This window comes from Pseudomonas sp. UBA4617 (genome assembly GCF_002386445.1).
Taxonomy (GTDB): domain Bacteria; phylum Pseudomonadota; class Gammaproteobacteria; order Pseudomonadales; family Pseudomonadaceae; genus Aquipseudomonas.
This window is the reverse complement of sequence record NZ_DGIR01000057.1, coordinates 92427-116534: the sequence shown is the minus strand read 5'-3', so window position 1 is coordinate 116534 and position 24108 is coordinate 92427. Positions and strand designations below refer to the sequence as shown.

General features: G+C 64.2%; 17 protein-coding genes. 11 read left to right on the top strand and 6 right to left on the bottom strand.

From position 1 onward, the window contains the following. Positions 1–2: 2 nt before the first annotated feature. Positions 3–4904 (bottom strand): alpha-2-macroglobulin family protein, encoded by a 4902-nt coding sequence (locus tag B4L76_RS24075; RefSeq protein ID WP_296235533.1) that lies wholly within the window; start codon positions 4902–4904, stop codon positions 3–5. Positions 4905–5071: 167 nt separating this feature from the next. On the opposite strand from B4L76_RS24075, the gene B4L76_RS24070 reads away from it, so the two are divergent. The 3 genes from B4L76_RS24070 to B4L76_RS24060 all read left to right on the top strand — a co-directional run bounded on the left by B4L76_RS24070 (position 5072) and on the right by B4L76_RS24060 (position 7324). After that, positions 5072–6427 (top strand): MATE family efflux transporter, encoded by a 1356-nt coding sequence (locus B4L76_RS24070; protein ID WP_296235532.1) that lies wholly within the window; start codon positions 5072–5074, stop codon positions 6425–6427. Between the two features lie 101 nt (positions 6428–6528). Continuing rightward, positions 6529–6915: a polymorphic toxin type 44 domain-containing protein gene (locus tag B4L76_RS24065; protein ID WP_296235531.1), complete on the top strand. Its 387-nt coding sequence runs from the start codon at positions 6529–6531 to the stop codon at positions 6913–6915. Beyond that, complete coding sequence (locus B4L76_RS24060) at positions 6893–7324, top strand: hypothetical protein (protein ID WP_296235530.1); 432 nt, start codon at positions 6893–6895, stop codon at positions 7322–7324. Before B4L76_RS24065 ends, B4L76_RS24060 begins: the two co-directional genes overlap by 23 nt. Before the next feature lie 35 nt (positions 7325–7359). Here the strand turns inward: B4L76_RS24060 and speA are convergent, their stop codons facing one another. From speA to B4L76_RS24040, 4 genes are all read right to left on the bottom strand, one after another. After that, a complete protein-coding gene (gene speA, locus B4L76_RS24055) occupies positions 7360–9273 on the bottom strand; it encodes an arginine decarboxylase (protein ID WP_296235529.1) in 1914 nt (637 codons plus the stop codon). A 151-nt stretch (positions 9274–9424) separates the two neighbouring features. After that, entirely contained in the window at positions 9425–9796 is a 372-nt protein-coding gene (locus B4L76_RS24050; RefSeq protein WP_296235528.1) for a translation initiation factor Sui1, read from the bottom strand. Positions 9797–10005: 209 nt separating this feature from the next. Next, the gene (locus B4L76_RS24045; protein ID WP_296235527.1) at positions 10006–10542 is read right to left on the bottom strand and encodes an NUDIX hydrolase; all 537 of its coding nucleotides are present in this window, start codon (positions 10540–10542) and stop codon (positions 10006–10008) included. Between the two features lie 2 nt (positions 10543–10544). Continuing rightward, positions 10545–11612: a DUF2333 family protein gene (locus tag B4L76_RS24040; protein ID WP_296235526.1), complete on the bottom strand. Its 1068-nt coding sequence runs from the start codon at positions 11610–11612 to the stop codon at positions 10545–10547. 250 nt (positions 11613–11862) lie between these two features. Between B4L76_RS24040 and B4L76_RS24035 the strand changes: the two genes are divergently transcribed. The 6 genes from B4L76_RS24035 to accC all read left to right on the top strand — a co-directional run bounded on the left by B4L76_RS24035 (position 11863) and on the right by accC (position 19802). Further along, positions 11863–13221, top strand: a complete 1359-nt coding sequence (locus B4L76_RS24035) for a diguanylate cyclase (protein ID WP_296235525.1) — start codon at positions 11863–11865, stop codon at positions 13219–13221. Between the two features lie 171 nt (positions 13222–13392). Then, on the top strand, positions 13393–15354 hold the full coding sequence (locus B4L76_RS24030) for a methyl-accepting chemotaxis protein (protein WP_296235524.1): 1962 nt from the start codon (positions 13393–13395) through the stop codon (positions 15352–15354). A gap of 117 nt (positions 15355–15471) precedes the next feature. Next, positions 15472–17244 carry a protein-disulfide reductase DsbD gene (locus tag B4L76_RS24025; protein ID WP_296235523.1) on the top strand — a complete coding sequence of 591 codons (1773 nt, stop codon included), beginning with the start codon at positions 15472–15474 and terminating at the stop codon, positions 17242–17244. Between the two features lie 177 nt (positions 17245–17421). Then, the gene (gene aroQ / locus B4L76_RS24020; protein WP_003255330.1) at positions 17422–17877 is read left to right on the top strand and encodes a type II 3-dehydroquinate dehydratase; all 456 of its coding nucleotides are present in this window, start codon (positions 17422–17424) and stop codon (positions 17875–17877) included. Positions 17878–17976: 99 nt separating this feature from the next. Continuing rightward, entirely contained in the window at positions 17977–18429 is a 453-nt protein-coding gene (gene accB / locus B4L76_RS24015; RefSeq protein WP_296235522.1) for an acetyl-CoA carboxylase biotin carboxyl carrier protein, read from the top strand. A gap of 17 nt (positions 18430–18446) precedes the next feature. Further along, positions 18447–19802: an acetyl-CoA carboxylase biotin carboxylase subunit gene (gene accC, locus B4L76_RS24010; RefSeq protein WP_296235521.1), complete on the top strand. Its 1356-nt coding sequence runs from the start codon at positions 18447–18449 to the stop codon at positions 19800–19802. Between the two features lie 107 nt (positions 19803–19909). On the opposite strand, the gene B4L76_RS24005 is transcribed toward accC, so the two are convergent. After that, positions 19910–21769, bottom strand: coding sequence for a sigma-54-dependent Fis family transcriptional regulator (locus B4L76_RS24005; protein WP_296235520.1), 1860 nt, complete (start codon positions 21767–21769; stop codon positions 19910–19912). Between the two features lie 282 nt (positions 21770–22051). On the opposite strand from B4L76_RS24005, the gene B4L76_RS24000 reads away from it, so the two are divergent. Both B4L76_RS24000 and B4L76_RS23995 read left to right on the top strand, forming a co-directional pair. Beyond that, entirely contained in the window at positions 22052–23107 is a 1056-nt protein-coding gene (locus B4L76_RS24000) for an ATP-NAD kinase family protein (protein WP_296235519.1), read from the top strand. Positions 23108–23129: 22 nt separating this feature from the next. Next, positions 23130–24107 carry a thiamine pyrophosphate-dependent dehydrogenase E1 component subunit alpha gene (locus tag B4L76_RS23995; protein ID WP_296235518.1) on the top strand — a complete coding sequence of 326 codons (978 nt, stop codon included), beginning with the start codon at positions 23130–23132 and terminating at the stop codon, positions 24105–24107. The last annotated feature ends 1 nt before the right edge of the window (position 24108 follow it).

Sequence of the window (24108 nt, the reverse complement as noted above, 5' to 3'; positions counted from 1 at the left end):
CCCTAGCGGGCTCTGACGGTCATTTCCCCTTGCCCATCGCCCACGGCCTGCAGGTTAGGCCGGTACATCGACTCGACCTGCGGCGGGGGTACGCGGTAGGTACCCGGAGTTACCGCGCGCGCCAGGTACAGCAGGTGGGTGGTGCCGTAGCCATCGAGCTTGAGCGCGGCGACGTAGCGGTCATCACGGTACTCCTGATGCACCAGGCTGGCGTTCTGCATCGAATCGCGCCACTCCTTCACCGCGCTGCTGGCGTTATCCAGGCTGGCGGCGCTCTGCGCCAGGTTCTGGTTTTCCAGTTCCAGGCCAGCCGGCAGCAAATCCACTACCAGCGCATCCGGCACCGGGCTGTCGGCCTTGAGCGCCAGGTGCACCAGCACCAGATCACCACTGCGCAGGCCGTGCAGGTCCAGCGGCTGGCCATTCATGCCCAGGTACTCACGACGGATCTGCATGCCGTTGCCACCCGCTGGCTGTGCCTGGCGCGGGTAACCCGACAGGGTCAGTTGCTGGTACAGCGTCTCGCTGCCCTGGTTCTGTACAGTCAGCGGCGAGGCCAGCAGCGGGCCTTCCAGCTTCATGCCGGACTCGGCATTGTTGAACTCACGCACCTCACCAGCGCTGTCCAGACGTGCCTGCCACTGGCCTTCCGGCTTGCCCAGCAGGCCACGGCCAGCCAGGAACAGCGCATTGCGTTCCTGGGTTGACAACCAGCGGTTGGCTGCCAGCTCGTCGGACAAGGCGAACAGCCGCTGGTCGACCTTGCTGCTGGCCATGTCGTTCTCCTGCAGCAATGCCAGGATCAGCGCCTGGTCACGCAGCGAGCTGCCGTAATCGGCCATCCAGCCCTTGCTGCGGCTGATGGCCAGGCCAGCCTGCAAGGCTTGGTTGGCGCGTGGCTTGTCGCCCATCTTGTCCAGTGCCACCGCCAGCTGCACCAGCGGCAGGCCGGAGCGAGCATCGGCGCGGCGTTCGAACAGGCCACGCAGGGCGCCCAACGGCGCCTGCTGGCTACGCGCCAACACCAATGCGGCGTAGGCCTGAACGGCAAAGCGGGTGTGCTCGGCGTTGTCGCTGTAGTCGACTTCGATCAGGTTGCGCTCCTGTACATAACGCAGGAGGCGCTCGCTGGCCTTCTTCAGTGCTTCAGCCGGTACGCCGTAGCCCTGATCACGGGCACGCAGCAGGAAGTCGGTAACATAGGCGGTCAGCCAGTACTCTTCTTCGCTGTCCGAGCTCCACAGGCCGAAGCTACCGTTGTAGCGCTGCATGCCCAACAGGTGCTCGATACCCATTTCGATCTTGCGCTTGCGCACATCCGCCGGTTCGCCCTTGATGCCCAGGCGCTTGAGGCTGTCGGCGTCCGCGTACAGCGACGGGTACAGGCCACTGGTGGTCTGCTCCAGGCATCCGTACGGGTAGGCTTCGAGGGCACGGATCTGCTCGCCCAGGTTCAGCGGCGGCCGGCTCGACAAAGCCAGCGTGGCTTCCAGGCCGGCAGGCTCGAAGGCGGCCAGGTCCGCTTCAGGCAGGCTCCACGGCTGGTCCTTCAAGGCCACACGGTAATGCTTGAGCATCGCCGGGTAGGCCGGGCGCACGCCCAGCGTCCACTCACGCTCGAACGCGCCGGTCGGCTCGTTCGGCAGTTGCAGGCCCGTGACCCGTACATGCACCTTGCCCTGGCCCAAGCCACCCTGGGCCTGTACCGGGATCATCAGCGTCGAGCGCTGGCCCTCGGCCAGGGTGACGTTCTGCTGGGCACTGGCCGCCAGGCTCAGCTGGCCTTCGGTAGTGATTTCAACGTTCAGCTGCTGGGCACGGCCAGACAGGTTGGACAGGTCCAGCGCCAGGCTGGTGCGGTCACCACCAGCGAGGAAGCGCGGCGCCGAAAGCTCGGCAATCAGTGGCGCGGCGACCACCGTCTTGCCTTCAGCCATGCCGAAATGTTCCTCGGTCCAGGCCTGGGCCATCAGCCGCAGCTCGCCGTTGAAATCGGGAATATCGACCGTGCCCTGGCCCTCGCCCTTGTCGTCGAGGGTCACCGGCAGGCTCTGCTGGGCAACGATGGTCACGGTGGTATTGGGGCGTTTGCCGCCCTTGGCCATCGCCGCGTCACCGCCGAACGCCAGGCTGGCCAGGCGGCCTTGGCCGGCTTCGATCAACTGGCCGTAGATATCCAGCTGGTCGGCACCATAGGCCTTGCGCCCGAACAGGCTGGCGAACGGGTCGGGGGTCTTGAAGTCGGTGATGTTGAGGATGCCCACATCCACCGCCGACAACAGCACACGCACCTGTTTGGGGATACTGCCATCGGCGTTGGCGGCCTTGACCTTGACCGTCAGCGGCTGTTTCGGGCGCATCTTTTCCGGGGCCTGCAGGCTGACCGCCAGCTTGCGCTCGGCACGGTCCAGCGGCAGGTGCAGCACGCCCACCGCACGTTTCGGCGTGGCATTGGCCTTGCGCTCACCGGGGCGGATCACCAGTGCGCTGATGTACAGGTCATGGCGCGCCCACTTCTCGTCCAGCTCCACGTCAAAGGTCTTGCCTTCGGCGGGCACGTCGATTTCCTGCCACCACAGCGGGCCGTCGCTCGACTCGATCATCAGGTAGCCACTGCCGGCGGCCGGCGGGGTAACGGTGACCTTCGCGGTCGCGCCGTCGGCATAGGATGGCTTATCCAGCGCCAGCTTGACCTGGTCCGGGCGCACCGCGCCGCCTTCGGCGTTGTCCTGGGCACGGTAGCCAGCCCAGAAGCGCTCGCTCGACACCAGGCCGGTCTGCGGGTCTTCCACTTCGACGCGGTACGGCCCCCATTCAACCGGGAAGCTCAGCTTGGCGGTGGAGCCGGCCTTGACGCTGACGGTCTCTTCGCTCTGGGTGAGGAACTTCTCGTTGTAGGCGTAGCTCCAGCCATCGTTTTGCGAGTAGTTCCAGTAATAGTCACGGCGCTCGCGGATCAACCGCACCTTGAGGTCCTTGGCGGCCAGCTTGTTGCCGTCGCGGTCGGCCACCAGGAACTCGAATTCCACCGGCGCGTCACTGTCGGTTTCCTCACCGTCGAACAGGCCACGCAGCCCTGGCAGGCGCTCGGCCGGCCAGATGGGTTGTTCCAGGCGCCGGGTAATCGGCCGGCCACCCGACTCCTGCAGGCTGGCCTGCACGGTCAGTTGCAGCGGCGAGCGGGCTTCAGCCCAACGGCTTTCGATTTCGACCACGGCCTTGCCGGCCTGGTCGAGGGTGACCTCGTCCAGCTCCAGGTCCTGGTTCAGCTCGGTTTCAGTGACCGAGCCGAACTGGTAGCCGGGTAACGCAGGTACCGCCTCGCGCAGCGGGCGGACATAGGCCTGGCCGCTCAGGCGATTGCCGGCTGCCGGGGCACCGTAGAGATAACGACCATTGACCCGGATGCGCGCATTCTCGTCAGGCGACAGCGGTGTACTGCTGCCCTTGAGCTCCAGCGCCAGGCGCTCAGGCAGGAAGTCTTCGACAAGGAATTCATGCACCTGCTTGCGCCCGCCGCCGAGGTCCAGCAACAGCTGCCAGCGGCCGGTCGGGGCCTCGGTGGCCAGTTGTAGCTGATACTGGTAAAGGCCATTGCTGTCGGCCTCCCAGACGAACTTGCGGCTGACCTGCTCATCAGGTCGGCGCACTTCCACGCTTACCGGCTGGGCTTTGACCGGCTTGCCGTCCTGGTCGCGCAGCAGGCCATTGAGCAGCACGGTTTCGCCTGGGCGGTACAGGTCACGTGGGCCGAAGATGAAGAACTGCAGCGGGTTGGCCTGGGGCCCGGTGATATCGAACTCGGCCAGGTCCAGCGCCGCGGTATTCAGGCGCAACAGGGTGGTGTGCACGCCCTGGGTAGCGATCAGGGTGTCGGCCTTGGGCGTGATTGGCAGTTGGGCGTGACCATCGCCATCGGTGCTGGCCTGTGCCAGCAGCTTGCCCTTGTCGTCATGGATTTCCAGGTTGACGCCGCTCATCGCCTTGCCGCCTTCCAGCGCCTGGGCGAACACATCGAGGCGGTCGCGGTAACGGTGCGCGGACACGCCGATGTCGCTCAGGGTGAACAGCGTCGCCGGCTGCGAGTAGTCGTAGGTGCCCGAGGCCCGCATCACCGCCAGGTATACGCCTGGCTCCTGCAGCGGCTTGATGCCGGCGATCGGCAGCAGCACGGTCTCGCGGGTGTTGCGCGCGGGGTTGAGGTCGAAGCGGCCGCTGTAGACCAGCGCGGCCATGTCCAGGGTTTCCTTGGACTGGTAGTAGTACAGGCTGCTGTTACGCCCCCAGTTGGCCAGGAAGGTCGAGAGCATTTCCGGCTTGACCCGGAAGAACTCGACATCGACCTTGTCCACGTTCAGGGCAATCACCGGCAGGCCCTCGGCCAGACGCGTGGGCAACAGCGAACCGCGGCTGGCGAAGCCGATGGTCGGCTGCATGTCGCGGGTTTCCAGGCGGGTGATCGACTCCTCTTCCAGCTGCTTGCCGTTGACGGCCAGCAGGCCCTTGTCGACGGTCAGCACCAGCTTGCGCTGCGGCTCCAGGTGGCGCAGGCGCAGCTCCATCTGGTTGTCGGAGAGTTCCCAGGCGCCGTCGAGCTTGCCTTTGACGGTGTCGACCAGGTGCACCTTGGTAGCCAGGTCCTGCTTGGCATCCAGCGGCGCGGAGAAACTGATCGACAGCGTGGCAGCGCCATCGAGCTGCACTTCGGAGACATCCAGCACGGTAAGCTCGCGACCTTCGTAGCGCTTGGCGAGTACGGCCGGGTCTTCGCGTTGGGCTGCGGGGGCTGCGGCGGGCGCGCTGGCCGCCGGTTTTTCGGCCGGTGCGGGTTTGTCCGGTGTCGAAGAGTCACAGGCACTGAGCAAAGCCAGCGCACAGGCCAGCAACAATCCTTTGTTGAACATGGAGTAGAAACTCTTTGGCAGGGTGTACGTGAGGGCAGCAACTATAGCGCAAACGCAGGCGCAGTACCCTATGTTGCACGCGAGGTGTGACGGGGCGCGCGAATGGGTGGCACGGCCGTTACACTGTGGCCATCGTTGAAGCGGACCCTGATCGAGCAAGGATTCCAATGTCGCAACTGGCCACCGACTGGCAGCATCGTCCCACCCACAACAAGGTCTGGGCGCTGGCTGCGCCGATGATCCTGTCGAATATTTCCGTGCCGCTGGTCGCCCTGGTCGACAGCACCGTCATCGGCCACCTGCCCCATGCCCATCAGCTTGGCGCCGTGGCCGTGGGCGCCACGCTGTTCACCTTCATGGTCGGCCTGATGGGTTTCCTGCGCATGGGTTCCACCGGCTTCGCCGCCCAGGCGGCCGGGCGTGCCGACGGCGCGGCGCTGCGCCAGGTGCTGGTGCAGGGCCTGCTGCTGGCGGTGGCCTTTGCCCTGCTGATCGGCCTGCTTGCCCTGCCCTTCAGCCAGCTGGCGCTGCACGCCATGCAGCCAAGCGAGGCGTTGCAGCAATCCACCGAAGACTTCTTCCACACCCGATTGCTCGGCCTGCCGGCAGCGCTGGCCAGTTATGCGCTGGTCGGCTGGTTCCTCGGCACACAGAACGCGCGGGCGCCGCTGGCGATTCTGCTGACCACCAACCTGCTGAACGTCGCTCTCAACCTGTGGTTCGTGCTGGGCCTGAACTGGGGCGTGCTGGGCTCGGCACGGGCCTCGGTGATCGCCGAATGGAGTGCCGCGTTGCTCGGCCTTGCCCTGACCCGTCCGGCCCTGCGTGCCTATCCGGGGCAGATCGCCTGGGCAGCACTCAAGCGCTGGCAGGCCTGGCGGCCATTGCTGGCGGTGAACCGCGACATCTTCCTGCGCAGCCTGGCGCTGCAGCTGGTGTTCCTCCTGATCACCGTGCAGGGTGCGCGCCTGGGTGAAGCCACGGTGGCAGCCAATGCCCTGCTGCTCAACGGGCTGCTGCTCACCGCTTACGCCCTCGATGGCCTGGCGCACGCAGTGGAGGCGCTGTGCGGGCATGCCATCGGTGCGCGGGACCGGGATACCTTGCGCCGCTCGCTGGTGGTGGCCTGTGGCTGGTCGCTGATCATCAGCCTGGGGTTTGCCGGTGTGTTCCTGCTCGGCGGGCACCTGTTCATCGACTTGCAGACCAATATTGATAGCGTGCGGGCGGCGGCTTATCCGTACCTGCCGTATCTGGCGCTACTGCCGTTGATTGCGGTGTGGAGTTATCTGCTGGACGGGTTGTTCATTGGTGCGACCCGAGCGCGGGAGATGCGTAATGCGATGTTGCTGTCGGTGCTGATTGCGCTGCCCTTTGGGGTGGGCATGAGCGGGCTAGGCAACCATGGGTTGTGGTTGGCCTTTCTCGGATTCATGGCGTTGCGGGCGGTGACGTTGGGGTGGTTAGGGTGGAAATTGAACCTGCAAGGCAAGTGGGTGGCGGAGCAGGAGAACACAATATGAAAGAATTGCTCAGTTGACTGCATTAGATGGCTCAAGGCAAAAAAAGAGCTCTGCCCACGGAGGGGTCGTCATCTTAGCCATGCCATGAGCAAGGAGCCATCATGTACCCCCTACCTGCACCTTCTGGCGTCTGTGTAATGAGCAACATGCATGCTGCCAGCCTAGAGCGTGATTACTTCAAAAATGGCGGCACCGGCTTTCTAATATCGTGGTTCTATTCCATGGTTCGAAATGGAGGTAAGTGGGATTACAAGCAACAAGGAAGGAAGTATGAGGCCTTGGGAAATTTCAATTACGGCGCAACCGGAACTGCTGCTGGTCTCTCGGAAGAATTCTTGTTGAGAGGCGCCGGGTGGGCGCAAAGCCGTGCAGGCACCAGTAACTCTACATTTGGCTCGTGGTGGGGGGACCCGCCTTATGGTGACGATCCCGAAGATCAGGAATGGATCAAGGCAGGTATCAGATATGCAAAGACGTTCGGCTACTAAATGGCTGATAGCCGCCTTGCTTCTGCTCGCCCTCGGACAAGCCCTATGGATTCTCACCTCAGGCTCCAAACCTGTATTGACCAAGGTTGTTTCTGTCACGCCGATCGGCAAACACAGCGCAGTCTATGAAGTGCTAAGCAATGACGGTGGGGCGACGGTGCCGCTGATTTATTTGTACTTTGTGGCTGAACAAACCCAGCGAAATGAGCAAGTACTACCGAATCTAAAGAGACTTGAACCTTTTCTGGTGACACGGCAATCTGGCGCGATAGAGCACGTGGAGGGTTTGAAAATAGCGGCCCGAACTCAGGATACGGTGTACAGCTATTCGAGCACATCGATTCTCAAAGAGAATGGTGCTGTTGTGCCAATCACCATCGAGCTCACGGCAACAGCTCACCCAAAGTAGAAAAAGAAGGGGCCGCATAGCGGCCCCTCTTGCAGTCAGGAAGACAGGTACGAAGACCGGGTCAATCCCAGGCGCAAGGCATCCAGGTACTGGGTCCGCTCGCGCGCGGTGATCCTGGCGCTGGCCACCTTGTCGCGGTAATGAGTCATCAACTCCTCCGGCGACAGGTGCACGTAGCGCAGCATGTCCTCGATGGTGTCATGGGTCTCGATACCGGCGTGGTACACGCTGCCGTCGGCGTTCTGGTAGATGTTCACCGAGTCGGTGTCGCCGAACAGGTTGTGCATGTCACCGAGGATTTCCTGATAGGCCCCCACCAGGAACACGCCCAGCAGGTAGTCCTCGCCTTCCTTCACCGCATGCACCGGCATGCTGGTCTCGATGCTCTGCTCGTCGACATACTGGTTGATCTTGCCGTCGGAGTCGCAGGTCAGGTCCTGCAGCACGGCGCGGCGCATTGGCTCCTCGTCCAGACGGTGCAGCGGGATGATCGGCAGCACTTGGCCGATAGCCCAGGTGTCCGGCAGGCTCTGGAACACCGAGAAGTTGCAGATGTACTTGTCGGCCAGCTTGTCGTTGAGTTCGTCCAGCACCTGGCGGTGCGAGCGCTGTCGGGCCTTCAGCGAGTTGTGCAGGCGGCGGCACACGGCGAAGTAGCATTGCTCGGCCAGGGCCTTCTCGGCCAGGCTGATCTTGCCATCGGCATACTGCGCGGCCACGTCACCCATGTAATGGGTTGCGCGCCAGTAGGTTTCGGTCACCATCTCGATGTCGGTCGGGCCAAGCAGGTCGGCCAGCCACTGCACGGTCTCGGGCAGGGATTCCTTGTTTTCGATGGTCGGCACGTCGTCGTTGTGTTTCTCGACATCGGTTACCTGGATCACCAGCATGGCGTGGTGCGCGGTCAGCGAGCGGCCACTCTCGGAGAAGATGTGCGGGTGCGGCAGGCCTTGCGCGTCGCAGAACTCCTTGAGCATGCCCACCACCACGCCGGCATAGTCGTCCATGTCGTAGTTGATCGAGCTGGCATTGCGCGAGTGGGTACCGTCGTAGTCCACGCCCAGGCCACCGCCGACGTCGATATGGTCCACCGGCAGGCCCAGTGCACGCAGCTCACCGTAGTAACGGATGGCTTCCTTGAAACCGTGCTGGTAGTCGGCCAGGTTGGCGATCTGCGAACCCATGTGGAAGTGCAGCAGGCGGATGCCCTGGTCCAGGCCGGCATCGCGGAAGCGCTGCACCACCGAGATCAGCTGGGCGGCGGACAAACCGAACTTGGACTTCTCGCCACCGGTGTCGGCCCACTTGCTCGAGGCCAGCGACGACAGGCGTACACGCAAGCCGACCTGTGGCTTGACCTTGAGCTCGGCGGCCTCGTCGATCACCAGGGCCACTTCCGACTCTTTCTCGATGACGATGAACACGTTGTGGCCAAGCTTCTGGCCCATCAGCGCCAGGCGGATGAACTCGCGGTCCTTGTAACCGTTGCAGACGATGGTGCCGCCCTTCGGCGCCAGTGCCAGCACCGCCAGCAGCTCGGGCTTGGAGCCGGCTTCCAGGCCGATGGAAACGTTTTGCGTGGCGATGATGTTTTCCACCACCGCCTCCTGCTGGTTGACCTTGATCGGATACAGCGCGGTGTACTTGCTCTGGTATTCCAGGCGCGCGATGTTGGCATCGAAGGCACCGGTCAGTTGGCGCACGCGGTCCTGCAGAATGTCGGGGAAGCGCACCAGCAATGGCAGCGACAGGCCACTCTGGCGCAGTTCGTCAACCTGCTCGAACAAGTCGATCGGTGCGCTTTGCGGGCCATTGGGGCGCACTTCGACGCGCCCGGCTTCATTGATGGCGAAATAACCAGCGCCCCAATGGCGGATGCCATAAACACTGCGGCTGTCGGCCACGGTCCATTGGCTACCATCGTCTTTGCGTGTGCGTCGTACGGACATTCAAGTCCCCTATAGATAAGTCGAAGACACTGCCCCGCAAGGAGGCGGGCGCAGTGTAAAAGCCAAAAATGACGATTCATCCGTGCCCAAGGTAGACCCTGGTCACGGCAACGAGTTTAGAAAGCGCTGGGCAAAAAAGTGCGTGGCCGCATCAGCCACCGGACTTTTTCGCCTTGAAACCCTGCTTGATCAGTTCGCCGATCAACAGCTCGACATGGTCGCCCTGGATTTCGATGACCCCATCCTTCAGGGCGCCACCGGTACCGCAACGGCGCTTGAGGGCGGAGGCCAGCTCCTTGAGCTGTTCGAGCGGCAGCGGCACGCCGCTGACAGTGGTCACGGTCTTGCCGCCGCGCCCTTTGCTTTCGCGGCGCACGCGGGCGATGCCATCCCCTTCGGGGACAGCCTGCTGCTTGCAGATACAGGCATCCACCGGCTGGCTGCAGTCGGGGCAGTGCCGACCGGCGTCGGTGGAGTAAACAAGACCGCCAAGGGCGGCGAAGGAAGAAGCTTTCTTGGCCACTTTTGTTCCTCTGTGCTGAGGACAAAAACTGGTCGGCGGGAGCCGACCGCGAAGCCCCACTCTGGCAGGGGCGGCGCTACTGCCGCAAGACCTGCGGCAGCCCGAAAAGGGCGCGCAGTTTAACGATAAATGCGGCCGTTGCTAAGTACCGGATTGCGCCATTTTGCGAAAGTTTTGCGACTATCCGCGGGCCGGTACTGCCAACACAGCTATCCTTGGCTGGCCTTGTAGCGCTGCAACGCGGCCAGCGAGTCCGGGCAATACGGCTTTCCCTGGCGCTCCTGCTCGACCTGCTCCAGGCCAATGAAGCGTGCCTCGATCACTTCCTCCGGCTGCAGCCGCAACGGCGCATCCGACACTGCCGAATACACCGCACACCACAAGCGGTTATCCGGCTGATCGAAGTAGAAGCGCTCGTGGAAGCGCAACTCGACACCATCGATGCCCAGCTCTTCAGCCAGCTCGCGCGCCGCCGAATCGGCATAGGCCTCCCCGGCCGTGACCATGCCGCCTGCCGCCACATCCCAATAGCCCGGGTACAGCGCCTTGCTCAGGGTACGCCGGTGCACACACAGCTGGCCGGCGCTATTGAACAGCAGAATGAAGGTACACCGCCCGATCAGGCCGCGCTCGCGGAGCTCGGCACGTGGCAAGGCCCCCAGCACCTGGTCGGCTTCATCTACCCAGGTGACCAGCTCGCGGTCGGAAGCCGCCCGATGGGCGGCCTCGCCAAGGCTGATAGCCATCATCAACCCTGCGACAGCAGCTGACGCAGGTCGATCACTGCGGCGTTGGCCCGGGAAATGTAGTTGGCCATGACCAGCGAGTGGTTGGCCCACATGCCGAAGCCGCTGCCGTTGAGCACCATCGGGCTCCACAGGGCTTCCTGCGAGGCTTCCAGCTCACGGATGATCTGGCGCACGCTGACCGTGGCATTCTTCTTCGCCAGCACATCGGCGAAGTCCACCTCGATCGCGCGCAGCAGGTGCGACAGCGCCCAGGCCTGGCCACGGGCCTCGTAGAACACGTTATCGATCTGCAGCCATGGAGTTTCCACCAACTCCTCGTCCACCTGCGGCGCCTGGCCGGCAACCACCGACTCAGTCTTCAGCGTGCTGTTGAGCTTGACCCGGCCAACACTCGCCGACAGGCGCTGCGACAGCGAACCCAGGCGGGTGGCCACGTCACCCAGCCAGTTGTTCAGGTTGTCGGCACGGGTATAGAAGATCGCGCCCTTGTCGCCGGCCGCCAGACGGGCCTGGTAGCGGCTGAGCGACTTGATGCCCTCCTCGAACTCCGATTCGCTCGATGGCAGGATCCAGCTCTTGTTGTCGAAGTTGAAGCGCGGCTCGGCCTTGGCCAGGTCGGCATCTTCGGTCGACTGCGATTGCGAGCGGGCGAAGTCCTTGCGCAGGGCACGGGACAGGTCGCGCACCTGAACCAGCACGCCGTACTCCCAGCTCGGCATGTTGTCCATCCACAGCCCTGGCGGGAAGCGGTCGTTGGAGATGTAGCCACCCGGCTTGTTCAGCAGGGTACCAGCCACGGTCTTGAGGGTTTCGAGAGTGGTGTAACCCACCACCATCTGCTGGCCGGTACGTTCAGCGGCAGTCTGGGCGTTCTGCTGCACCGGGAATAGGGCCGGCTCCTGGCTCCAGTACCAACCCAGGCCGATGCACACCAGCAGGTACAACCCGATGAGGGTCCCCAGCGCACGGCTCCAGAGGCCGCCAAGGTAGCTACGGGCGGCGGCACCACGGCCGTCGACACGCTCACGGGGCTCGGCTTGGGCCTCGCGGTTTTTCCAGTCCAGCATGGCTTTGTCCTTAATCAGTCACGACGGTTCAGGGGCTTGGACCACAGGCCTGTGCCAGGGTGCCACGGCAAGCCCGTGTCGCAGCACTATAAAGCAGACACCGCCTTACGCATAAGCGACCAATCGGTCGGCAACTGAATATTCGTTCTGTCCGCTTTGTTGATGCACAGCACTCGCGCAGCAGGAAAGAACTGCTAGCATAGAGCCATCATCGCCCCTGCACCTCCCCACCCTACAAAGTAGCCAGGTCATGAGCCAAGCAGTCGAGCCGAGCCCGCAGTGCCCCGTCCAACAGCTGACGCGTAGCGGCCTGCGCAAGGATGACCCACTTGGCCAACTGCTGCGGCCGCCGCTGCGCAAGCCGGTGTACATCCTGCTGCAGGACCACGAACGTGCCCAGCGCCTGGCCCAGCAACTGGAATTCTTTGGCCTCGTGGTGCAGGCGCTGGCCAGCGCCGCGGCCTTTCACGCCTCGATCGAGGAATACCCACCGTCGGCCATCATCATGGATGTCGATTTCACCGGCCCCGGGCATGGCCTGCTGCTGGCGGCCCAGGTGCAGCAAGGTCTGGCCCGGCACATTCCGCTGCTGTTCTTCAGCCATCACGAGACCGACACCCCGACCCGCCTGGCCGCCGTGCGCGCCGGCGCCCAGGACTTTCTCACCGGGACCCTGGAAGCATCCAGCCTGCTGGAAAAGGTCGAGCGACTGACCAATGCCGCCCCGCACGACCCCCTGCGCGTGCTGATCATCGACGACTCGCGCACCCAGGCCCTGTATACCGAGCGCGTGCTGGCCAGCGCCGGCATGCTCACCCGCAGCCTGACCGATCCGATCCGCACCATGGCCGAGCTGGCCGACTTCCAGCCCGACCTGATCATCCTCGACCTGTACATGCCCGCCTGCACCGGCCCCGAGCTGGCCAAGGTCATCCGCCACAGCGACCGCTATGTGAGCGTGCCGATCATCTACCTGTCTGCCGAGGACGACCTGGACAAGCAACTGGATGCCATGAGTGAAGGCGGGGATGACTTCCTGACCAAGCCGTTTCGCTCACGCCAGCTGATTACCACCGTGCGCAACCGGGCCGCCCGTGCCCGGCACCTGAAGGCGCGCATGGTGCGCGACAGCCTGACCGGGCTGTACAACCACACGCACATCCTGCAGCTGCTTGAAGATTGCAGCTTCCGCGCCCGCCGCGAGCAACAACCGTTGAGCTTCGCCATGCTCGACATCGACCACTTCAAGAAGATCAACGACCGCCACGGCCATCCGATGGGCGACCGGGTGATCAAGAGCCTGGCCTTGTTCCTCAAGCAGCGCCTGCGCAAGACCGACTTCATTGGCCGCTATGGTGGTGAAGAATTTGCCATCGTCATGCCCAATACCGCGCTGGATGCGGCGCACAGGGTACTGGATGAAATCCGTCGGCGCTTTGCCGAAATTCTCTACCCGGCCCAGCCGCAGGATCTGAGGTGTACCTTCAGCGCCGGGGTGGTACAGCTGGATGAGGGGCTGGATGCACTGACCATGGCCAGCGCGGCAGACGAGGCGCTGTACCGTGCCAAGCATGCGGGGCGTAATTGCGTGGTGCGTGTTGAGCCCTGAGATCTGACTGTACCCGCCTTCTGCGGACAAGCCCGGGTAGATGCCGACCCAGGGAAAGAATAGAGGCACTGTGCCACTTTTTCTCTGGTACCGGCCCCTTTCGTCATCACTCCTTCACACAACCGCAATAACTTCAGCCACCGACTCCCCTCCCGCAGGAAGCTCGTGGCTATGCGCCTGAAGTGGCTGACCAATTTCAACACCCTGTTGCTGGTAACCGTGTGTATCGCCCTGGGCGCCACCCTGTGGTGGTCGCAGCGGGCCCTGGAGCGCCCCTATCAATTGATGGAGCACTACCTGGGCCTGTCCCAGCAGTTCCAGCAGCAGGCAGCCGACAACATCCAGGCCTACCTGGCCAGCGGCGATGCGCTGCGCCACGCTGCGGCCATGCAAGCCAACCAGCAACTGCAAGCGGCGCTGGCCGAATGGCCCGAGGAAATGGCCGGCAAACTGCGCCCTAGCCTGGACAGCCTGCAAGCCTTCACCACCGAGGAACTGCTGGCCGCCGGCAAGCTGGCGGGCGACCCCCAGGCGTTGCTGCTGCAGGCCGAGCGGGAGCTGGGGGCCAACTTAGAACAACTGGCCGGCTATGCTCGCGACAGCGGCAACGCCGACGCCAACCGCTACCTGCTGCCCCTGCTGGATGCCACCGTGCACCTTGGTCGCCTGTCATTGGCCCGGGACAAGCTGGTCAGCAGCCGCCGCCCGGAACTGGCCGATGAAGTTGAACGTGAACTGCAGCTTATTCGCACCCAGGCCCAGATCATCGACAGCCTGCCGCTGCTCGGGGTAACCCGTGCTGCCGAATCCGGCGCCGACGACTTCGCATCGATGATGGGCCTGGAGACTCAAGCCAGCACCCAGCAGGAAGACGTCGCCATTGGCCTGAAACGTGAGTTGCAAAGCCTGCTCAGCCGCTACCCGGCCGAACTGCAACGCACCCGCGACCAGATCGAGCGCCGAGCCGCCCTGGCCGCCAGCACCGGGCAGCGTCTGCAGGCGGTGCAGCAGGCCATAGCGGCGCTGGAACCTGAGGTACGCAGCCAGCACGCGACGATAGCCGCCGAAGTGCGCAGCATCCAGAGCCTGATGATTGGCCTGATCCTGCTGATCGCGCTGCTGATCGACACGTTGCAACGGCGCCTGGCGCGCACTCTGACCGGCCTGGCCCCGGCCCTGTCGCGCTGGGCCGAAGGCGACTTCGCCAAGGCCATCGCCCTGGGCAAGAGCAACCGCGAACTGCACGACATCCAGGATTCGCTCAACCGCCTGCGCCAGTATCTGGTTGAGCTGGTCGGCACCATCCGCCACAACGCCGAACAGGTGGCCGGCAGCAGCCACGCCCTTGCCGGCATGAGCGCCGCTCTGCACGACGGCGCCGAACGCCAGGCTGGCGACACCGGGCAGATCCGCGATGCCCTGGGTGAGCTGGAAGCGACCATCCAGCAGGTGGCCGGTGATGCCAGCGCAGCTGCCGACGCCAGCCGCGATGCCGGTCGCGCGGTGGAACAGGGGCAGGCGGTGATTGGCCAGAGCCTTGCGGGCTTGCGCGACCTGGTCAATGAAGTGCAGGGCAACGCCCGCATGATCGAGCAACTGGCAGAAGAGTCGGCCACGATCGGTGGCGTGCTGACGGTGATACGCTCGATTGCCGAACAGACCAACCTGCTGGCGCTGAACGCCGCAATCGAGGCGGCGCGTGCCGGCGAGATGGGCCGCGGTTTTGCCGTGGTGGCCGATGAGGTGCGTTCGCTGGCGCAGCGCACCACCGGGGCAACCGGTGAGATACAGGCGCTGATCGACCGCCTGCAGCAGGCCGCCAGAAGTTCGGTGACCGGGATGCGTGCGCAACTCGAACATGCCGAGGCCACCGCCAGCCAGGCCCAGGCCGCAGACGGCGCGCTGGAGGAGATTGTCCGCGCCATTCGCACCATCTTGGATACCGCAGTGCGGATTGCCGACGTCACGGCGCAGCAGAGTGGCGCAGTGAGCGAAATCCGCGACCACAGCCAACGGATTCACGCGCTGGGCGAGGACAACCTGCAGCGTATCGGTGAGGGGCGCGAGCAAGGCGAGCAGTTGTTGAGCCTGGGCGGCGAGCTGAACCGGGCGGTACGGGCGTTCAGGGTCTGAGCAGACCTACGCTGTACCTTTGTCGAAGCGGCCATGTATCGCCCGCTGTACCCGCATGGCCCCAATCAGCAGCAACTCCGCTATCATGCCCGGCACGTTCGACCTCGCGAGTCCGCCATGCGCCGCCTGTTTTTCCTGCTGTTCCTGCTGCTGGCCAGCCCCACCTTCGCCACGGGCCTGCTCGACAACCGTCCCAGCGCCACCCTCGGCGCCGCTTCGTTGTCCAACAATGCCGACTTCCTGCCGGTGCACGAAGCGTTCAAGCTCAACCTGGTCCAGGCCGATGGGCAAACCATCAAGCTGCGCTTCGTCGCCACCGATGGCTATTACCTGTACCGCCACCGCTTCCAGTTCCGTACGGAACCGGCCAACGTCGCCCTGGGCACACCGAACATCCCAAAGGGCGAAGCCAAGCACGATGAGTTCTTCGGCGACGTCGAGGTATACCACGGTGTGCTCGACATCGAACTGCCGCGCAACGACCCACATGCCTTCACCTTGCTGGTGGGCTACCAGGGCTGTGCCGACAAAGGCCTTTGTTACCCACCGGAAACCGCACGCCTGAGCATCGATGGCGAAGCCGCCGCGGGCACACCGGCCAGCACCGAACAGGGCTGGAGCTGGAAGTCGCTGCTGCTGTTCTTCCTTGCCGGGGTCGGTCTCACCTTCACACCTTGCGTGCTGCCCATGCTGCCGATCCTCTCCGGCGTGGTGCTGCGCGGCCAGGCCGGCGGCCTGCGCGGGCTGGCCCTGTCACTGGCCTATGTGCTGCCGATGGCGGCCAGCTTCGCGGTACTCGGCGCCCTGATGGGCCTGTTCGGCGCCGGCCTGAACCTGCAGGCACGCTTGCAATCGGCCTGGGTGCTGGTGCCCTTCGCACTGTTCTTCGTGGTATTCGCCCTGGCCATGTTCGGCCTGTTCGAGCTGAAGCTGCCTCAGGCCCTCAACCAGCGCCTGAATAATGTCGCCAACCACACCCGGGGGGGTTCGCTGCTGGGCGCGGCGATTCTGGGCGTACTCTCCAGCCTGCTGGTGTCGCCGTGCGTTTCAGCTCCCCTGGCCGGTGCGTTGCTGTACATCAGCGCCAGCGGCGACGCCCTGGGCGGCGCCCTCAAGCTGTTCGCCCTGGGCCTGGGCATGGGCGCACCGCTGCTGCTGGTAGCCACCGGTGGCGCGGCCTGGCTGCCGAAAAGCGGGCCTTGGCTGAACACAGTGAAAAATGCGATCGGCGTGCTCTTGCTGGGCCTGGCCATCGGCCTGCTCAGCCGTGTGCTGCCGGGCCCGTTGACCTTGCTGCTGGTCGGTTTCCTGGCAGCGGGGGTGGCACTGTTCCTTGGCGCCCTGGAGTTCATGGTCAAGACCACGCGCCAGCGCCTGGCACAACTGCTCGGCCTGGCTTTGCTGGTGTATGCGCTGGCGTGCTGGTACGGCGCCCTCAGCGGCCAAGGCGACCCACTGCGACCATTGCCACCGCCAGCCGTTGCAAATACCGGAAACACCTCGGCGACACCGGAGCAGGCCTGGCAAACCGTCACCACCCCTGCTGCCCTGGACGCGGCCCTGGCCCAGGCCAGGTCAGCCGGCCAACCGGTATTGCTGGACTGGTACGCCGACTGGTGCATCAGCTGCAAGGTGATCGAGCGCGAAGTGCTGACCGCCCCGCAAGTGCAAGCCCAGCTGGCCGGTTTCAAGCTACTGCGTTTCGATATCACCGAGAGCAATGCCGAGCAACGCACACTGCTCGACCGCTACAAGCTGTTCGGCCCGCCTGCTCTGCTATTTTTTGCTGCGAACGGCAGCGAAATTACCGCTGATCGGGTCATCGGTGAGATAAACAGCGGTGAATTTGCGCAAATTCTTACACGCGTACGCAGCAAAGTCGGTCTATAACTTCCCGCGCGCAGTTAAAAATCTCAAATCAGTGACCAGATCAAGCCATTTGGTCACATACTTCGCGCGAACCTCGGTCATCGTGCTGCCTATTGCCGGGAACTGGACACTTGCCGTCGCTTTACGGCACACTCGCCGCGCTGTGTCGAATTGCCCTACAAACCCAAGGAATCGCAGATGGCAACGCTACTGGTGCTCCACGGCCCCAACCTCAACCTGCTCGGTACCCGCGAGCCTGGCCACTACGGCGCCGTGACCCTGGCCCAGATCAACCAGGACCTGGAGCAACGTGCCCGCGCCGCCGGCCATCATCTGCAATACCTGCAGAGCAATGCCGAGTACGAACTGATCGACCGTATTCACGCCGCACGCAACGAGGGTGTGGACTTCATCCTGATCAATCCGGCTGCTTTCACGCACACAAGCGTTGCATTACGTGACGCGTTGCTTGCGGTGAGCATCCCATTCATCGAAGTGCACCTGTCCAACGTGCACAAACGCGAACCGTTCCGCCACCACTCCTACTTTTCCGATGTTGCCGTAGGGGTGATCTGCGGCCTGGGCGCCAGCGGTTATCGCCTGGCCCTGGAGTCTGCACTGGAACAGCTGGCTGCCAACGCACAGCCCAAATGATGAAAACCCTGGCCTCGGTGGGCCAGGGTTCGAGAGAAACGTTTCAGATACGTTTTTTGTATTTCGCCCCCTGACCGAACCTTTGGGAGTTGATGATTAATGGATATCCGTAAAGTCAAGAAACTGATCGAGCTGCTGGAAGAGTCTGGCATCGACGAACTGGAGATCAAGGAAGGCGAAGAGTCGGTCCGTATCAGCCGCCACAGCAAGACCCCTGCTGCCCAGCAGTACTTCGCACCGGCCCCGGTTGCCGCTGCCCCGGTTGCCGCTGCTGCTGCCCCGGCCGCCGAAGCCGCAGCTGCCGCCCCAGCCCTGAAAGGCACCGTGATCCGCTCGCCGATGGTCGGCACCTTCTACCGCAAGCCTTCGCCAACTTCGCCGAACTTCGCTGAAGTGGGTCAGAGCGTGAAGAAAGGCGACACCCTGTGCATCGTCGAAGCCATGAAGATGATGAACCACATCGAAGCCGATGTTGGCGGTGTCATCGACGCCATCCTGGTAGAAGACGGCCAGCCGGTTGAGTTCGACCAGCCGCTGTTCACCATCGTTTGAATCGCGGAGAGCCAACGATGTCTGGGAAGCTCGAAAAAGTCCTGATCGCCAACCGCGGGGAAATTGCCCTGCGGATCCTGCGTGCCTGCAAAGAGCTGGGTATCAAGACCGTCGCCGTGCACTCCACTGCCGACCGTGAACTGATGCACCTGGGCCTGGCAGACGAGTCGGTCTGCATCGGCCCTGCATCGTCCAAGGATTCCTACCTGCATATCCCGGCGATCATCGCTGCCGCCGAAGTCACCGGCGCCACCGCGATTCATCCGGGCTACGGCTTCCTGGCGGAAAACGCCGACTTCGCCGAGCAGGTGGAAAAATCCGGTTTCGCCTTCATCGGCCCGAAAGCCGACACCATTCGCCTGATGGGCGACAAGGTTTCGGCCAAGGAAGCGATGATCAAGTCGGGCGTACCGACCGTACCGGGCTCCGATGGCCCACTGCCGGAAGACGAAGAAGTCGCCCTGGCGATTGCCCGTGATGTCGGCTACCCGGTGATCATCAAGGCCGCCGGTGGCGGTGGTGGTCGCGGCATGCGCGTGGTGCACAAGGAAGAGGACCTGATTGCCTCGGCCAAGCTCACCCGTACCGAAGCCGGTGCTGCCTTCGGCAACCCGATGGTCTACCTGGAGAAGTTCCTGACCAACCCACGTCACGTGGAAGTGCAGGTCCTGTCCGACGGCCAGGGCAACGCCGTGCACCTGGGCGACCGTGACTGCTCGCTGCAGCGCCGTCACCAGAAGGTACTGGAAGAAGCACCAGCCCCGGGCATCGACGAGAAAGCCCGTCAGGAAGTGTTCAAGCGCTGTGTCGATGCGTGCATCGAGATCGGCTACCGTGGTGCGGGTACCTTCGAGTTCCTGTACGAGAACGGCCGCTTCTACTTCATCGAGATGAACACCCGCGTGCAGGTTGAGCACCCGGTGTCGGAGATGGTGACCGGTATCGACATCGTCAAGGAGATGCTGAGCATCGCCGCAGGCAACAAGCTGTCGTTCCGCCAGGAAGACGTGGTTATTCGTGGCCACGCGCTGGAATGCCGTATCAACGCCGAGGACCCGAAGAAGTTCATCCCGAGCCCTGGCAAGGTGAAGCACTTCCACGCCCCGGGTGGCAACGGCGTGCGCGTCGATTCGCACCTGTACAGCGGTTACTCGGTTCCACCGAACTACGACTCGCTGATCGGCAAGCTGATTACCTACGGCAAGGACCGCGACGAAGCCATGGCGCGCATGCGCAATGCCCTGGACGAGATTGTCGTCGACGGCATCAAGACCAACATCCCGTTGCACCGCGACCTGGTGCGTGATGAAGGTTTCTGCAAAGGCGGCGTCAACATTCACTACCTCGAGCACAAACTGGCCAACCAGGAGTGATCGTGTAGTGTGATGCACCAGGACCCCGGACTTGTTCCGGGGTTTTTTATTGTCCGTCTTCAGTGATTTGGCGCCTGTGAGATGTCGCGGCGAACCCCTGTCAGCCCTCACTCAATCCCCTTCATCCTCGGCATCTCGATCCGGTGCTCATGCACCCGTCGATACAAAGTGGCCCGCGATATCCCCAAGGCCCGCGCCGCTTCCGCCGGTTTCCAGCGATGCCGTATCAAGGCATCGAGCAGCAACTGCCGGGCCGGGCTCGATACCCCGGCGTCAGCCGCCGGTACGGCATCACCCCGCACCTCCAGCGGCAGACTCTCCAGGCACACTTGGCCGCCCTCACTGATCGCACAGGCATAACGCAGCACCTGCCGCAGCTGGCGCAGGTTACCCGGCCAGCGGTACAGCAACAGCGCCTGCAGCGCATCATCCGCCAGTACCACCTCGACCCCGCAGGCCGCAGCTTCCTCCGCCAGCAGCTGGTGGATCAACCCCAGCCGGTCATCGCGCTCACGCAACGGGGGCAGCTCGAAGCGGGCGTTGGCCAGGCGGAAGTAAAGGTCCTCACGGAAACGTCCCTCCTTGACCATCGCCGCCAAGTCACGGTGGGTCGCGCAAATCACCTGGATGTCCACCCGCTGCCGCCGCGCAGCGCCCAGCGGTGCCACTTCGCCTTCGGCCAGCACGCGCAACAGGCGGGTCTGCAGGTTCACTGGCATGTCGCCGATCTCATCGAGAAACAAGGTGCCACCGTCAGCCTGCTGCAACAGCCCTTGCATGCCTTTGCTGGAAGCCCCGGTGAACGCCCCGGCGACATAACCGAACAGTTCGCTCTCGATCAGGCTTTCCGGGATGGCCGCGCAGTTGAGGGTGACGAACGGGCCGTCACGGCGCAGGCTCTGCTGGTGCAACTGGCGGGCGAACACCTCCTTGCCGGCCCCGGTCTCGCCCTGCACCAGCACCGCCAGGTTGCAGTCCTTGACCCGCGTGGCCAGCCGCAGGTGCTGCTCGATGCGGGCATCCTGGGCCTGGCGCAAGGGCTGCGCGCGCTGGCGCTGCTGTGGCGCACTGACCCGGCCATACAGCCCGCCCAGTCCAGGCAGGCGCTGGGCCGATGCACCATTGACCCGGCGCAGCTGGTCGATGTCGAACAACTCGCCAATGTGTTCGGGCAACCGCCCCAGGCGCTCCACCAGGCGCTGCCGCGCCAGGCTGTTGATGGCCTGCAGGCGGCCGTCGGTATCCCAGGCCAGCAGATAGTCGGGCTGGCTTTCCACATAGCCCGGCGTGCCATGCGCGCGCATTACCCAATGGCCCTGGGCACTGTGCATGAAGAAGGCGTTTTCGATCTCACGCGCGGTCTGCTCGACCAACTGGCGGATCAGGTGCTGGCTGCGGCGGTCGTCCGGTGACTGCAAGGCCGACACATCCACCACGCCCAGCAACTCGCCCAGCGGGTCGAACACCGGCGCCGCGGTACAGGTGAGACCGATGAACGCAGCGCGGAAATGGTCACGCTTGTGCACCGTGACCGGCGCCTTGCTGGTGAGCACCGCAGCCACCCCGCAGGTACCCTCCTCGCCCTCGGACCAGCAAGTGCCCAGGTACAACCCGGCCTTGCGGCAGTCGTTGCGGATGGCCGACTCGACCCGATAGTCGATGGTGCGCCCTTGGGCGTCGGTGAGCAGTACGCAATAATCGGCCCCGCGCACCCGCTCATGCAGGCGCGCAACGGCATCACTGGCGATGCGCAGGAACAGCTCGGCCCGTTCGCGGCATTCGTTGAGCAGGCTCTGGGAAAGAATACGCGGCCCCTGCTGGGAACCGGGGTCGAGACGGTACAGCTCCATGGAACGGCGCCATGAATCGAGGATCAGCGGTGGCACCGGCGCCTGCGGCAGGCGATCGGCATTCTTCAGCACCCTGCTGACGCAATCCACATGCGCTCGGGAGTTCGCGGCAAGCATTCAGGCCCTCCGGTTCTCGTTGCTGTTTTTATCGTTGTCCGGCCATTAAGCGCCTCCGGGCATGCCCCGACAAGCACTGCGTGATTACCGGCCGCCCTGAGACGCAGCGTCTCAGCGTCTCGGCCGGGCCACTGCGCGGCTGGCACCCGGCGTCTCGCCGGCCTGGCCATGCACGCCGACCTTGGCGCGAGCAAACCCCTCTGCCCCGGACATTCCAGCCGACTTCGACAAAACTGGCACCGCGCTTGCTCCGGCACTGGCAAACAAGAAACGAGGTGCGCCATGCCGCTACCCGCCCCGACTGTCGGGATCATTGCCAACCCTGCCTCTGGCCGCGACCTGCGCCGCCTGACTGCCAATGCCGGGCTCTATTCGAGCACCGACAAGGCATCGGCGATCCAGCGCCTGCTCGCCGCTTTCGGTGCCACCGGTATCGGCCAGGTGCTGCTGCCCAGCGACATGACCGGCATCGCCGCTGCCGTGCTCAAGGCCAGCCAGGGCCCGGTCGCGCTCGACCAGCACTGGCCGGCCATCGAGATCCTCGACCTGCCACTGACCCAGACCGTTGCCGACACCCGCCTGGCCACCCGCCGCATGGTCGAACGCGGCGTGGCGATGATCGCCGTACTCGGCGGCGACGGCACGCACAAGGCGGTCGCCGCCGAGGCAGGCGACGTGCCGCTGCTGACCCTGTCCACCGGCACCAACAATGCTTTCCCCGAGCTGCGCGAAGCCACCAGTGCCGGCTTGGCCGGCGGTCTGCTCGCCAGCGGCCGGATCCCCACCAGCATCGGCCTGCGCCGCAACAAGCGCCTGCTGGTGAAAGTGCCCGAGCAACGGCTTGCCGAATGGGCGCTGGTGGAAGTGGCGGTGTCGCCCCAGCGTTTCATCGGCGCCCGCGCGCTCAGCCGCAGCGAAGACCTGAGCGAAGTGTTCGCCTGTTTCGCCGAGCCACATGCTATCGGCCTCTCGGCGCTGTGTGGCCTGTGGAGCCCGGTTTCCCGCCAGGACCCGCACGGCGCCTGGGTCCGCCTGAACCCCGGTGCCGACCAGGCACTGCTGGCACCGTTGGCGCCGGGCCTGCTGCAGGGCTGTGGCATCACCGCCAGCGGCACCCTGACCCCCGGTGTCGCCCATCGCCTGAGCCTGGCCAGCGGCACCCTGGCCCTGGACGGCGAGCGCGAGATCGAATTCGCCGAGCACGACAGCCCCACCATCACCCTCGACCACCAAGGCCCGTTGAGCGTGGATGTCGAGGCGGTACTGGCGCACGCCGCCCGCCATCACCTGCTGGCCGTGCCCCGTGGCCACCGGCTGCACCCTGCAAACCCGTGTTGAGACAACCCCGGAGAACAACAAGATGTCCAATCAACTCAGTACCGAACAACTGCTGCATGCCTATGAAGTGATGCGCACCATCCGTGCCTTCGAAGAACGCCTGCACGTCGAGTTCGCCACCGGCGAGATCCCTGGCTTCGTGCACCTGTACGCTGGCGAAGAGGCTTCCGCCGCCGGGGTCATGGCCCACCTGCGCGACAGCGATTGCATCGCCTCGACCCACCGCGGCCACGGCCACTGCATCGCCAAGGGCGTGGACGTGTACGGCATGATGGCCGAGATCTACGGCAAGAAGACCGGCGTCTGCGGCGGCAAGGGCGGCTCGATGCACATCGCCGACCTGGAAAAAGGCATGCTCGGTGCCAACGGCATCGTCGGTGCCGGCGCACCGCTGGTGGCCGGCGCGGCGCTGGCGGCCAAGATCAAGGGCCGCGACGATGTGTCGGTGGCCTTCTTCGGTGATGGCGCCTCCAACGAAGGTGCGGTGTTCGAGGCCATGAACATGGCGTCGATCATGAACCTGCCATGCATCTTCGTGGCCGAGAACAACGGCTACGCCGAAGCCACCGCCTCGACCTGGTCGGTAGCTTGCGACCACATCGCCGACCGCGCTGCCGGTTTCGGCATGCCCGGCGTCACCATCGACGGCTTCGATTTCTTTGCCGTTTACGAGGCTGCCGGTGCCGCCATCGAACGTGCCCGTGCCGGGCAAGGCCCATCGCTGATCGAGGTCAAGCTCAGCCGCTACTACGGCCACTTCGAGGGCGATGCGCAAACCTACCGCGCCCCCGATGAGGTGAAGAACCTGCGCGAGTCCCGCGACTGCCTGCTGCAGTTCCGCAACAAGACTACTCGCGCCGGCCTGCTCACGGCTGCCCAGCTGGATGCCATCGACGCCCGCGTCGAGGACCTGATCGAAGACGCCGTGCGCCGCGCCAAGTCCGATCCCAAGCCACAGCCCGCCGACCTGCTCAGCGACGTCTACGTCGCCTACCCCTGAG